Raw genomic sequence first — 13,417 nt, 5'->3', positions numbered from 1 at the left:
GATTCCTTACATTGCGTAATGCAGGCAATCCCTGGCCGGCTCGACCGGATAAGGTGCCTGCTCTTCAGAACAGTCTTGGTGTGCCCACCCAGACGACCACCGACTCGATGCGCGCGGTGTTCACCCAGCTGTGCGGTACCGTCGATTCGTAATGCGCGCTGTCTCCCGCGTGCAACACGAACGTCTTGCCTTCCAGTGTCAACGACACTTCGCCGTCGATCACATACATAAACTCTTCTCCGGCATGCGTGGTGACTTCGGAGCGCTTCTGCCCGGGCGGCATCCTCACCAGGATCGCTTCGAGCTGACGGCCGCCCGTCACGTTGGTCAGCCGCGCAAACAGATTGGCCGAATCCGCAAAACCGAAAAACCTCAACTGATCGCCGCGGCTCACACAGCGTTCCTCGCTGGGTGTGTCGACGAAATACTGCACCGTGACCCCGAGTGCGTTTGCGATCCCCGCCAACGACGTGATGGACGGCGACGCGAGGCCGCGCTCCACCTGCGACAGAAACGGCTTGGAAATACCCGCCGCGGTTGCCGTGTCATCCAGCGTGCGCTTGAGGCGTTGCCGCAGCGCGCGGATCTTGCTGCCGATTTCTAGTGCCGGATTGCTCTTTTGAATTGTCGTGACCATAGCAGGAGGAAATTAGCCCGTCAAAATTTGTTTGATATATGTAAATATGTTTTGATTGCGGTCTGGACGGGGCAGCAGGTCTAATCTGCGCCGGGCGATGCAGGCGACCGCAATTCGAGATAACACTCTATGTTGCCAGAATCGAAACTAAACCCAGCCAAAATGACCGTTTATTTCGGAAAACGGCAGAGCAAATGCGGAAATGTCCGCAGTATGCATCGCGGTAAACGCATCTATGCAATTTGGATATCAGCAGGGTTAAAAGCATGACACTACAGACTATTTCCGGCCGCGGGCGCGAGTGCGGCAAAAACCCGGGTGCGTCCACGCCGACGCCCAGGCGCGACGCCGCAACCATTTGAACAAGAGGTACATGATGAATTCATCCAATCCGCCGGGTGCGCGCGTGTCGCAGACCCGTTCGTTTTCGACGGTCTTTCTGATCGAGATGTGGGAGCGCTTCGGCTACTACGGCATGGCCGCGCTGCTGGTCCTGTTCATGATCGACAAGCTGCAGTTCAGCGACAGCCATGCCACCCTCACGTGGGGCGCATTCACGGCGCTGGTGTATGCGTCGCCTTCGATCGGCGGCTGGATCGGCGACAGGATTCTCGGCGCGCGCCGCACCATGATCTTCGGCGCCGGCGTGCTGTCCGCCGGCTATTTCATGCTGGCGCTGCCGAACGACCAGCTTGCCTACATGTACGCGTCGCTCGGCGTGATCGTGGTGGGCAACGGCCTCTTCAAGGCCAATGCCGCGAATCTCGTGCGCCGTATCTATGAAGGCGACGACGCGCGCATCGACAGCGCGTTCACGATCTACTACATGGCGGTCAACATCGGCTCGACCGTGTCGATGCTCGCCACGCCGTGGATCAAGGACCATTGGGGCTGGCACACGGCGTTCGCCGTCTGCTGCGCGGGGATGCTGCTGTCGATGCTGAACTACGTCGTCATGTTCCGCACGCTCGCGCATATCGGCTCCGCGCCGGACGCCGAACCGGTGCGCTGGAAGCGCGTCGGCGCGGTCGCGCTGGGCGGCCTCGCGCTCGGCGCGGCGACCATGTTCGTGCTGCAGCACAAGGCGATCGCGGTGGCCTGCGTGTACACGGCGGGCGTCGCGATTCTGGCGATCTTCGGCTACATGCTGGTGAAGTGCGAACGTTCGGAGCGCTCGGGTCTGGTCGCCGCGCTGATCCTGACCGCGCAGGTGATCCTGTTCTTCGTGTTCTACGTGCAGATGTCGACCTCGCTCACGCTGTTCGCGCTGCGCAATGTCGATCCGCGTTTCATCCTGTTCGGCCAGACGTGGTTCACGTGGAGCGCCGCGCAGTTCCAGGCGCTCAACCCGATCTGGATCATGTTGCTGAGCCCGGTGCTCGCGCTGCTTTATACGAAGCTGGCGAAGAGCGGCAAGGACGTGCCTGTAGCGGTGAAATACGCATTCGGTTTCGCGGTGGTGGCGGCCGGCTTCTTCGTCTACGCGGCGAGCGGAAATTATGCGGTGAACGGGCGCGTATCGTCGTGGTTCATGGTGGGCGGCTACGGCCTGTATTCGCTCGGCGAATTGCTGGTGAGCGGTCTCGGGCTCGCCATGATCGCGCGCTACGTACCAGCGCGCATGAGCGGTTTCATGATGGGCGCGTACTTCGTCGCGACCGGCGTGTCGCAATATCTGGGCAGCGTGGTCGCGAATTTCGCGCAGATGCCGGCGGGCGACATGGATCCGCTCGAATCGCTGCCGCTCTATACGAGGCTGTTCACCGGTTTGGGCTGGCTGGCGGCGGTAGGCGCGCTGGTGGCCGTCCTGCTGTTGCCTTTGATGCGCAAGCTGTCGCGCGAACATCAGCGTTGCAGCGACGCAGCACGCGAGAGCGCGCGGCAAACCGCGGCACTCAATGGCGTGGTAGCGGAGTGATCCGCTGCAACGCCGGTTGCGGCGCGAAGGCGCCGCCGAACGGCGTGAGCCGCGCCTCCTCGTCGATGACCCCGCCGACCGCGGCGACAGGGGTAAGCTTACGATCGACAGTGGTCTTCCGAAACAACCGTTTGCCGGACACTCGAGGTAGTCACCCGGATGGAAATCCATATCGCGGTCGAAGGGCATCACGATCTCTCTGGACAGATCTATCGGCAGTTGCGCGCGGGCATCCTCGAAGGGCGGCTTGCCGGCGGCACGCGCCTGCCGTCCACGCGCGATCTCGCCACGCAACTGGGTGTTTCGCGCAAGACCACGCTCGACGTATTCGAGCGGCTGCTCTCTGAAGGCTATCTCAGCGCCCGCGCCGGCTCGGGCACTTTCGTCGCCGATGGCCTGGAACGTTTGCCGGTGGAGCGCTCCCCGCATGCGCGGGCGGTGGAGTCGTCGCGCGAGCGGCTCAGGGCGAAGGCCGCCGCGCGCGCCCAGCCGCTGTGGGAAGAAATGCCCGAGCGCCTCGCGTTGCCGCGGCCTTCGGCGCTGTTGCCGCAGGACTTCATAGGCGGCGCGACGGACAAGACGTTGTTTCCCTTCGAGGTCTGGCGCCGCTGCGTGAATCGTGCGTTGCGCGCGCAATCGCGCGGCCCCGGCGCGTATCGCGATGCGGCCGGCGAGCAGGAGTTGCGCCTCGCGATCTCGCGCTATCTGGCCTTCAATCGCGCCGTGGCGAGCAACTGGGAAGACGTGATCGTGACGCAGGGCGCACAGCACGCGCTCGATCTGCTGGCGCGCATCAGCTTGCGCGCCGGCGAAGTCGCGGCGATCGAGGACCCCGGTTATTCGCCCGCCCACGCGTGCCTGAAGGCCACCGGCGCGCGCGTGGTGCCCGTGCCGGTGGATGCGCAAGGCCTGATCGTCAGCAAGCTGCCGGACAAGGCGCGGCTCGTCTACGTGACGCCTTCGCACCAGTTTCCGCTCGGCATGCCGATGAGTCTGGAGCGCCGCGTCGAATTGCTCGAATGGGCGCAGAAACGCGGCGCGGTCATCATCGAGGACGACTACGACTGCGAGTACCGCTTCGAAGGCCGGGCGATGGAACCTCTGAAAAGCCTCGACCGCGCCGGCCTCGTGGCGTACGTGGGCACGTTTTCAAAGACGATCTTTCCCGAACTGCGAGTCGGCTACGTGGTGCCGCCGGCTTCGCTCTATGGTCCGCTGCTCAAGGCGCGCCAGATTACCGACTGGCACGGCTGCACGCTCACGCAAACCGCGCTCGCGTCTTTCATGCTCAACGGCGATTTCGCCAAGCACCTGCGGCGCATGCACAAGACCTATGCGGCGCGCCGCGCGATGCTGCTCGACCATCTGCATGGCGGCCTTGCGCCCTGGTTCGAACCGATCGTGCCCACGGCCGGCATCCATATGGCGGCGCATCTGAAAGCGCCGCTGACCGAGCAGGCCGTGGTGAGCGCGGCGCGTGAAGCATCGATCGGCTTATATGGGCTCGCGGCTTTTCATCTGCGCGTGAAGGCGCGGCCGGGTCTGATCTTCGGCTACGGCAATATCGCGGTCGAACAGATCGACGCCGCGCTCACGAAGCTCGCCGGCATCCTGCCGCGGCTCGCGCAGTAACACGCAAGGCACGCTCGGGCATCTGCTGTTGCGCGGACTGCCGCGCCTCGCGCGCGACGCAAGCGAGTACCTGGCTCACGTGAAGGAATGCGAACACGATCTGAAGCACGTCGCCGGCAGTAACCGCGCGTTGGAACGAGCCCGCGATTTTCTGCCGCAGGGCGAGATTGGTCGCCCCTTGCAGTGCTTTTCGCTGCACGGGGCGTGTTTTTCCGCTGCGCGAAAGAGGACGGCGAGGGCGCCGCGGCGTCTTTTTTGCGATGATCGGACGAGCCGGCGCCTGTTCTGCGGCGCAGAAAGTGCCGTTATTCATGCGTCGAAATGACTTGTAACGTACGTTACGCGTTGGTGTTGCCGGACCCCTCGACGCACGTTTACCCGCTAAAACAAGCATCAAAATGTGTTGTGCAGTCTGCGCCGCGCAACAAACCTTCGCCGTTATACATAAAAGAGTCGCGCAAATCGTATCAGCGCTTGTAGAATCCGGCGTTGAAGCGTGCGCATACCGTGAACGCTTCGTGCAATTCACTGACCACAACAGGTAGGAGAAACATGCCGACTTCCGCAAAAAAGGTGGCCAAGAAGGCTGCTGCCCCGGTACCGACCAAGAAGGTTGCTGCAAAGAAAGTTCCTGCGAAGAAAGCCGTCGCAGCTAAGAAGGTCGCCGTGAAGGCGTCCAGCGCTCCGTCGCCGATCAAGGACACCTTCACGAAGGCCTCGCTGGCTGCACACGTCGCTGAACGCGCCGCTGTGGAACCGAAGACCGCCAAGGCCGTTCTGGCCGCGCTCGAAGACACGATCCTCGGCGCAGTGCATAAGAAGGGCGCTGGCGAATTCACGCTGTCGGGTCTTCTGAAGATCGTCGTGCAAGCTGTGCCGGCGAAGAAGAAGCGCTTCGGCAAAGACCCGTTCTCGGGTGAAGAGCGTTGGTTCCCGGCCAAGCCGGCTAGCGTGCGCATCAAGGCACGTCCGCTGAAGAAGCTGAAAGACGCTGCTGCAGGCTGATCACGTTTCATGCGTCGGCGTTGTTTCTAACAATCGCTGACGTTTGAAATGCCCCGCAGGGAGTACCCTTCGGGGGCGATCCGCAGTGCACGTTGCCTGAATCCCCGTGGGTGCAAATCCACGGGGATTTTTCATGCGCGTTCATGGCGTGTTGCGAATGCGGGCGCGGTCATGAAAACTTTCCTCGCGCGCACCGCGGTGCTGCGTATGCACCGTACTAGCGCATCATGGGCCGCCGCAGTACGATGACAGCGGAGCCTTGCCGGCCGGGATGCGCTGTTCGCGTGCATGCACCGAGTTCAGTGCGCGAAAAGCTCAATGGCATAGCGCTTGCTTGATCGATTGTCGAACACCGAATGCGCAGCGCATTCGCCTTCTATCCGACAACAAGAGCGGGGCGTGACATGCGATGCTATGACGAGATGCGTCATCATGACGATGCCGTGCGGCCACACTACGCGCGCTTTGAGCGGTGGCTGGTGAAGCAGGGCAACGAGGCGATCGCACGCAAGCGTGCGGAAGCCGACCTGCTGTTTCGCCGGGTCGGCATTACCTTTGCGGTGAACGGCGACCTGTCCGGCACCGAGCGGCTCATCCCATTCGACCTGATTCCGCGCATCATTCCGCGCAGCGAATGGCAGACGCTGGAGGCCGGCTTGCGCCAGCGGGTGCAGGCGCTCAATCTGTTTATCCACGACGTCTATCACGATCGCAACATCGTGCGCGCCGGTATCGTGCCGGCCGAGCAGGTCTATACCAACGCGCAATACCGGCCTGAAATGCAGGGCGTGAATGTGCCGCTTGGTGTTTACGCGCATATCGCCGGTGTGGACGTAGTGCGCGCGGGCGACGAAGGCAAGTTCTACGTGCTCGAAGACAACCTGCGCGTGCCGTCGGGCGTGTCCTACATGCTCGAAAACCGCAAGATGATGATGCGGCTGTTCCCCGAACTGTTCGTGCAGAACCGCATTGCGCCGGTCGCGCATTATCCCGATCTGCTGCTCGATACGCTGCGCTCGGTCGCGCCCGAAGGCGTCGACGATCCGGTCGTGGTGGTGCTTACGCCGGGCATGTACAACTCCGCGTATTTCGAGCACACGTTCCTCGCGCAGCAGATGGGCGTGGAACTGGTGGAAGGCAAGGATCTGTTCGTCGACGACAACTATGTGTTCATGCGCACCACGCAGGGACCGAAGCGCGTCGACGTGATCTATCGCCGCGTCGACGACGATTTTCTCGACCCGCTCGCTTTCCGCAACGACTCGGCGCTCGGCGTGCCGGGTCTCTTGACCGCGTATCGCGCCGGCCGCGTGGCGCTCGCGAACGCAATGGGCACCGGCATCGCCGACGACAAATCGATCTACCCGTACGTGCCGGAAATGATCGAGTTTTATCTCGGCGAGAAGCCGATCCTCAACAACGTGCCCACGTTCCAGTGCCGCAAGCCCGACGATCTGGCGTACACGCTCGCGCATCTGCCGGAACTGGTGGTCAAGGAAGTGCACGGCGCGGGCGGCTACGGCATGCTGGTCGGACCGGCTTCGACGAAGGCCGAAATCGAAGCCTTCCGCGAGCGTCTGATCGCGCGTCCGGGCGGGTATATCGCGCAGCCCACGCTGGCGCTCTCGGCGTGTCCGACGTTCGTTGAAAGCGGCGTCGCGCCGCGCCATATCGACCTGCGGCCGTTCGTGCTGTCCGGCAAGACCGTCACGATGGTCGCCGGCGGCCTCACGCGCGTGGCGTTGCAGGAAGGCTCGCTCGTCGTCAATTCGTCGCAGGGAGGCGGGACCAAAGATACGTGGATGGTCGACTGACGCGGTTGCCGCTGCGGTTGCAAATGCTTCACGCAACCGCGCCTGCAACCCAACGCGCCGGGGCGGCACGTGATACGCAACACGCGCGCCACCGGCGCATACGGATAACCAGCGCGGGCCTTTTACTTCGACGAAGGCCTCGCGTCATCAGATACGGAACGCCGTCATGCTAAGCCGAACCGCCGATCACCTTTTCTGGATGGCCCGCTACATGGAGCGCGCGGAGAATACCGCCCGCATGCTCGATATCAACCTGAAGGCGCTGCTATTGCCGCAGACGCCCGAACAGGAAGCGCGCGCACAACGCTCGGTGCTGCGCATTTCCGAACTCGAAACCGCGTTCGCGCAGCGCTACGACGAACCGACCCGCGAACACGTGCTCGATTTCATGGTGGCGGACGCGACCAATCCGTCGAGCATTCACTCGTGTTTGCAGGCCGCGCGCGAAAACGCCCGCGCGGTGCGCGGTACCTTGACGACCGAGTGGTGGGAAACCATCAACGATACCTGGCTCGAATTCAACGAGCGCATTGCCACCGGACAGGCGGCGAACAATCCCGGCGCGCTGTTCGAATGGGTGAAGTTCCGCTCGCACCTCTCGCGTGGCGTGACGATCGGCACCGCGCTGCAGGACGACGCGTTCTTCTTCACGCAACTCGGCACGTATCTGGAGCGCGCCGACAACACCGCGCGGATTCTCGACGTGCGCTTTGCCGACGTCGAACCGAATTCACGCGACGCCGCGCGCCAGCTCGAAGATTTTTACTACTGGACCTCGATTCTGAGCTCGGTGTCGGCGCTGGAAATCTATCGCAAGGTGTATCGCGACGTCGTCACGCCCGCACGCGTGGTCGAACTGATGATCCTCAATCCGCAGATGCCGCGTTCGCTGCTGGCGTCGCTCGAAGGCGTGTGCGCGAATCTGGCGATGCTGCGCACCTCGGGTTCGAACCAGTGCGAGCGGTTTGCCGGCAAGCTGCGCGCCGAACTCGTGTATTCCGACATCCGGCAGATTTTCGAAGCCGGCCTGCACGCCTATCTGACGCAGTTCCTCGCTCGTGTGTTCGAGCTGGGCAATCTGGTTGCGCGCACCTATCTGATGCTGCCAGTCGCCTGACGGAGTTTCTTATGTACCTGACGATCCGCCACGACACGTCCTATCGCTACGAAGCGACTGTCCATTATTCGATCCAGCAACTGCGTCTGACGCCGTCGAGCGGCGCCTCGCAGGTGGTGCGGCGCTGGAGCATCGACGCGCCGGGCAAGCTCGACGCAACCTTCGACGCTTACGGCAACGTGCTGCACACACTGGTCATCAACAAGCCGCACAGCGAGATCCGCCTGCATGTGGCCGGCGAGGTGGACACGATCCCGCTGATCGACGGCTATCTGCCCGACCCCATCGGGCCGATTCCGCTAGAGCACTTCACCTGTTCGACGCGGCTTACCGAGGCCGATGCCGCGGTCCGCGAACTGGCCGAATCGGTGCCGAACCTGGCGAGCTCGGCGAACCTGATCGCGCTGTCCGAACAGATCGTGCAGCGCGTGAAGTACAACCCGGGCGTCACCGAAGTCACCAGCACGGCCGCCCAGGCGCTCGCGCTCGGCAACGGTGTGTGCCAGGACCATGCGCATCTGATGCTCGCGTGCTGCCGCGCGCGGGGCATTCCGGCGCGTTACGTGAGCGGCTATATCGAGCCGGGCGACGTGCCGCACGCTGCCAGCCACGCGTGGGTGGACGTATGGCTGGAGGGCACGGGCTGGATTTCCATCGACGTCACGCACGCCGCGTTCGCCAGTGAAATCTACTGCCGTCTCGCCGTCGCGCGGGACTATGAATCCGCCGCGCCGGTGCGCGGCCGGCGTATCGGCGGGCTGGAAGAACAGCTGAAGGTGTCCGTGATGGTCAGTGCGCAACAGCCGCAATAGCTGCGGGAAGAGGGCGACGGTTCGCAGCGGCCCGCTGGAGGCGCTAGTGAGCGCCAGCGCTCACAACCCATTCAGATTGGACCCGCAAAGGCCGTAATACGGAATAGGGACGCATGCGCGCGGCATTACAATAGCGCCACTCAGTGGTTTTTTTGCAGGTACCTTTCCTTATGACTTACTGTGTCGCGATGTCCGTCGACGACGGTCTCGTGTTCCTCTCGGACACGCGCACCAATGCGGGCGTCGATCACATCAGCACCGCGCGCAAGATGTCGGTGTTCGAGCAGCCGGGCGAGCGCATGCTCGTCCTGCTGGGCGCCGGCAATCTGTCGCTCACCCAGGCGGTGCTGCACGAGCTGTCGGAACCCGCGGATCCGTCCCAACCCACGCTCTGGAGCGCGCCCACAATGGCCGACGCGGCCCGCGTGATCGGCCGCGCGGTGCGTTGCGTGCATCAGCGCGAGGCTGAAGCGTTGCAGGAATTCGGCGTCGACTTCAATTGCAGCTTCATTCTCGGCGGGCAGATCGCGGGCAACCGGCCGCGCCTGTTCATGATCTACGCGGCGGGCAATTTCATCGAGGCGTCGGCGGTGAACCCGTATTTCCAGATCGGCGAGGCGAAGTACGGCAAGCCGATCATCGACCGCGTGCTCACGCCGTCCACGCCGCTCGACGAAGCCGCCAAGTGCGCGCTGGTCTCTATGGACTCCACGCTGCGCTCGAACCTGTCGGTCGGGTTGCCGCTAGATCTGCTGGTCTATCAGAAGGATGCGCTGCGCGTCACGCGCTTCGTCTCGATCGATCACGACAACGCGTACTTCGAGATGATTCACCGTACCTGGGGCGAGCGGCTGCGCCAGGTGTTCGGCGAGATTCCCGACCCGGACTGGCAGGATTCGCCTAACGTGCCGCTGCTGCAGCGCGAGCGGGCACTGGTGCTGTATCGTGCTCCGGTCGGCGCGGATGGCATCGAGCATGAACTCGACGCGAGGCCCGCGCAAACGCTGGCGCAGGCGGAGCGGGGGAAATCGCAGCGCAAGTAGCTGTGCCGGCCAGGGCGTCAGGCCGCCCCTTCCGTGATGAAGACGCAGCCGTAAGCAACCGACAGGCAACCGCAGCACAACAAGGTCGTCAGGAGCCCAAACCGGGTTGCTGGCGGCCTTTTTTTGCGTCATCCAATGGCAATGGATCGGCCGCGTCTGGCGAGCGAAGCGCCTGCGAGTGGCAGCGCGCTGCCCGGACGCGGGGCGCGGGCATCGCAGAAGCCCGGACGAAAAAAAACCAGCCACAGGCTTCTCGCCCGTGGCTGGTCTTCAACTGCGTGTTGCTTCAGCAGTCCGTCAAGTCAGATTAGAACTTGTGGCGGATGCCCAGGCTGACCAGTTCTTGCGAGCTGGAAGCCGAGTTGTAGCCGTACGAACCGATTGCTGCGCCTGCGTTGACCAGCGTGCCGTCTGCACCGCGTTGCTGGCCGCTTGCGTGCTGATAGGCGCCAATCAGGTAGATGTCCGTGCGCTTCGACAGGTTGTAGTCGCCGCCCAGGGAAACCTGGTGATACGTTGCGCTCGAATCGCCGCTAGCCTTGGTGTAGATGTAGCCCACGCCAACCAGCATTGCCGGCGTTGCCTGGTAACCCAGGTATGCGCCGCCGATGTTGTACTTCTCGGTCGAACCGAAGCCCGAGAACGCGTCCGGCTTGTACTGCGCATTGCTGTAGCGCAGGTTGGCCGTGAACGGGCCTGCAACATACTGCACAGCGACCGAAGCGATACCGATCGACTTGGCTGCCGCGTAGGCGCCGTTGACCTGGTTGTCGAACGTGCCGTCCGACGTGCTGCCGTTCCAGCCCGTTGCGCCTGCTGCCGTGCGGCTAGCCAGCGTGTTGCCGTTGTCTGCGCGGAAGTAGCCGGCAGCCACGCTGAACGGACCCGTTGCGTACGTTGCAGCGCCCGACCACGTTTGGCCCGAACCCGTCTGGCCAGCCACGCCGCCCAGAGCGTACATGCCTTCGAACTGGAAGCCGCCCCACACCGGCGAGGTGTACTTGATGGCGTTGTTCGTGCGCGAGGAGTTGTCGTTGTTGTCGACGTCGCCCGGCGTGGCGAAGGTCGAACCGAAGTAGTTGTCAGCCGTCAGCGGCTGAACCAGGTCGACCAGCGGATCGTATTGACGACCCAGCGTGAACGTACCCCATTGATCGCCCGTCAGGCCGACGTAGGCTTGGCGACCGAACATCTTGCCGCCCTGACCCAGCTTGCCGGTGTTGAGGTCAAAGCCGTTTTCCAACTGGAAGATAGCCTTCAGGCCGCCGCCGAGATCTTCGGTGCCCTTCAAGCCCCAACGATCGCCTTGCAGGTTGCCGCCGACCAGACCGACCTGATTCGAGTTCTTGCCGGTAGAGTCGACCGTGTTGTGGGCGAACTGAACCGATTCATCGATCAAGCCGTACAGGGTAACGCTGCTTTGAGCATGGGCGACGCTAGTGACGCCGAGGAGCGCCAGCGAGAGGGTAGACAGTGCGATTCGTTTCATCCATTTCTCCACGCAGATGATTAGTTTGTTGTTGCGGGAAGGAGAATAGCGCAGAGGTCTATCGGCTAGAACTGGAAAAAAAAGACTGTCTCCAAAAACTGACAACCGACGCAAAGCCTTGTATTTAAAGCGCGTTAACGATTATTCCTGTTTCAGCAACATTTATTCCCTCGCTACGCATTATTGTTGTTTTGTTGACAGTGACGACTGTCGCACCTTCACTTTCGACACTTTCTTGAAGGCGCTTCGTAATCAAGTCGTCTAGCTTTTTTGGCCGTTTTGCAGGAGTTGCATAAAAATCGCGATGCGTTTTGCTTGACGCAGCCGCTGGACAGCTTGCTCATGCTGTGGTCACGCGGGTCCATCCTGGTGCATCGGCGCAGCCAGACGGGTCCCCTTGAAACGCGAGGCGTCAGGAATCGGGCTTACTGTCGGTGTCGCGGGCATTGTGGGCATTGCGGCGCGCCACGGTCGCCGCGGCCAGCCCGGCAGCCGCCGCCAGCAGCACCGAAGGCCACGGGTGGCGCCGCACGTAGCGATCTGCCGCCACGGCTTTGCGGCTTGCCTCGATCAGCGTGTCGGCGGCGATGCGGGTTGCTTGCGCTTCGGCCGAGACGACGCTGCGGGCGAGTTTGACCGCCGTCGCTCGCGCCGACGCTGTGTTGCCGGATTGCTCCCGCAAAGCCGCCGCCGCCGCGCCGCCCTGCGCGCTTGCCGTTGCGTCGCGCCCGGTGGCGGTGAGCGCGCTGTCGCTCGCAGCCGTGAGCGCCGGTGCGACCATGTGCGGCGCGGCGTCCGCGCCGACCGTCGATGCCGCCAGCACCGACGCGAGCTTGGCGCGGCTGCCGGGCGGCGTGTCGTCCTGCATGCCCCAGCCTCCGCGCGGGTCATGTATACGCCCGCGCGCTGCCGAAAACTCCGCGCCGAGCAGCAGTACGGCGGCCGAGAAGTACAGCCACATCAGCAGCACGGCGAGCGAGCCGGCCGCGCCGAACGAACTGGCCATCCCGGCGTGCGCGATATAAAGGGCGAACAGCTTCTTGCCCGCCGAGAACAGCACGGCGGCGACAATCCCGCCGACAAAGGCATCGAGCCAGCGCACGCGAGCGTCCGGCAGAAACTTGAGCAGGCCGGCGAACGCACAGGCCAGCACGAGCAAGCCGACGCCGAGTTGCAACAGGTTGCCGATCACGACATACGGCGAGTCGCCCCAGAGCCATTTGCCGACGAAGGTGATGATCGTATCGAGTACCAGCGAAACGATCAGCAGGAACGCGACGCCGAGCACCAGGCCGAACGAGATCAGGCGCACGCGCACCAGCGCGATCACGCTCGACGACCGCGGCCCCGTATACGGCCACACTATATTGAGTGCGCTATTGAGCGAGGAGAAAGTGGCCGAAGCGCCGATCGCCAGCATCGAGAACGAAATGATCGCCGCGATGCCGCCGGCGCTGCCGCTGTGATGGGCGTTCTCGACGATGGTCTGCACGCCCGCGGCGGCCTGGTCGCCGAGCAACCCGTGAATGTGGTCGAACAACTCGCCGCGCGCGGCTTCCGCGCCGAAGACCCAGCCGGCCACGGCGATCACCATGACCAGTGTGGGCGCGAGAGAAAACGCGGCATAGAAGGCGATGCTCGCGGCCATTGCCGCGCAGCGGTCTTCGGCAAACTGTCTGAAGGCGCCGATGGCCCAATTGGCCTGCTTGCGGGCCGCCAGTTGCAGGTTTTCGGCGGAAAGCGTGTCCATGTCCATGATCGTGTTTCTCGAGAGGGGCTGACGCCGTGCGGGCAAGGCGATTGTGCGGGCGAACCGCGGGGTGAAGCCATCGACGCAGCCTTGACGCAGTCTTCGCATGAAAGCTTTCGCAAACCTTGTGCCTGTCACTATAACAAGCGAGACCGGGGCGCGCGGCGCCCGCGCACCCCGGCTTGGGTGTGCCGTTAGAA

10 protein-coding genes are annotated in these 13,417 nt (G+C 63.2%); 7 read left to right on the top strand and 3 right to left on the bottom strand.

What is annotated here, in order from left to right:
* Nucleotides 1–64: 64 nt before the first annotated feature.
* The gene (locus BXE_RS33120; RefSeq protein WP_007177972.1) at nt 65–637 is read right to left on the bottom strand and encodes a cupin domain-containing protein; all 573 of its coding nucleotides are present in this window, start codon (nt 635–637) and stop codon (nt 65–67) included.
* 376 nt (nt 638–1,013) lie between these two features.
* On the opposite strand from BXE_RS33120, the gene BXE_RS33115 reads away from it, so the two are divergent.
* The 7 genes from BXE_RS33115 (at nt 1,014) to BXE_RS33080 (ending at nt 9,978) form a co-directional block, all read left to right on the top strand.
* Nucleotides 1,014–2,555 carry a peptide MFS transporter gene (locus BXE_RS33115; protein WP_011492492.1) on the top strand — a complete coding sequence of 514 codons (1,542 nt, stop codon included), beginning with the start codon at nt 1,014–1,016 and terminating at the stop codon, nt 2,553–2,555.
* Between the two features lie 159 nt (nt 2,556–2,714).
* Nucleotides 2,715–4,187 carry a PLP-dependent aminotransferase family protein gene (locus BXE_RS33110; RefSeq protein ID WP_011492491.1) on the top strand — a complete coding sequence of 491 codons (1,473 nt, stop codon included), beginning with the start codon at nt 2,715–2,717 and terminating at the stop codon, nt 4,185–4,187.
* 552 nt (nt 4,188–4,739) lie between these two features.
* A complete protein-coding gene (locus BXE_RS33100) occupies nt 4,740–5,192 on the top strand; it encodes an HU family DNA-binding protein (RefSeq protein WP_007177969.1) in 453 nt (150 codons plus the stop codon).
* A 404-nt stretch (nt 5,193–5,596) separates the two neighbouring features.
* Complete coding sequence (locus tag BXE_RS33095) at nt 5,597–7,006, top strand: circularly permuted type 2 ATP-grasp protein (RefSeq protein WP_011492489.1); 1,410 nt, start codon at nt 5,597–5,599, stop codon at nt 7,004–7,006.
* Nucleotides 7,007–7,172: 166 nt separating this feature from the next.
* Entirely contained in the window at nt 7,173–8,123 is a 951-nt protein-coding gene (locus tag BXE_RS33090) for an alpha-E domain-containing protein (RefSeq protein WP_011492488.1), read from the top strand.
* 11 nt (nt 8,124–8,134) lie between these two features.
* Nucleotides 8,135–8,935, top strand: a complete 801-nt coding sequence (locus BXE_RS33085) for a transglutaminase family protein (RefSeq protein ID WP_011492487.1) — start codon at nt 8,135–8,137, stop codon at nt 8,933–8,935.
* Nucleotides 8,936–9,105: 170 nt separating this feature from the next.
* Nucleotides 9,106–9,978, top strand: coding sequence for a proteasome-type protease (locus tag BXE_RS33080; RefSeq protein ID WP_011492486.1), 873 nt, complete (start codon nt 9,106–9,108; stop codon nt 9,976–9,978).
* A 307-nt stretch (nt 9,979–10,285) separates the two neighbouring features.
* Here BXE_RS33080 and BXE_RS33075 read toward each other — a convergent pair whose 3' ends face one another.
* Both BXE_RS33075 and BXE_RS33070 read right to left on the bottom strand, forming a co-directional pair.
* A complete protein-coding gene (locus BXE_RS33075; RefSeq protein ID WP_011492484.1) occupies nt 10,286–11,467 on the bottom strand; it encodes a porin in 1,182 nt (393 codons plus the stop codon).
* Between the two features lie 412 nt (nt 11,468–11,879).
* On the bottom strand, nt 11,880–13,223 hold the full coding sequence (locus tag BXE_RS33070) for a YihY/virulence factor BrkB family protein (protein ID WP_040124500.1): 1,344 nt from the start codon (nt 13,221–13,223) through the stop codon (nt 11,880–11,882).
* Between the last annotated feature and the right edge of the window lie 194 nt (nt 13,224–13,417).

Origin of the sequence: Paraburkholderia xenovorans LB400, from assembly GCF_000013645.1 — a bacterium.
Classification (GTDB): domain Bacteria; phylum Pseudomonadota; class Gammaproteobacteria; order Burkholderiales; family Burkholderiaceae; genus Paraburkholderia; species Paraburkholderia xenovorans.
The sequence above is the reverse complement of the archived record's forward strand: the minus strand, read 5'-3'. Positions and strand labels throughout refer to the sequence as shown.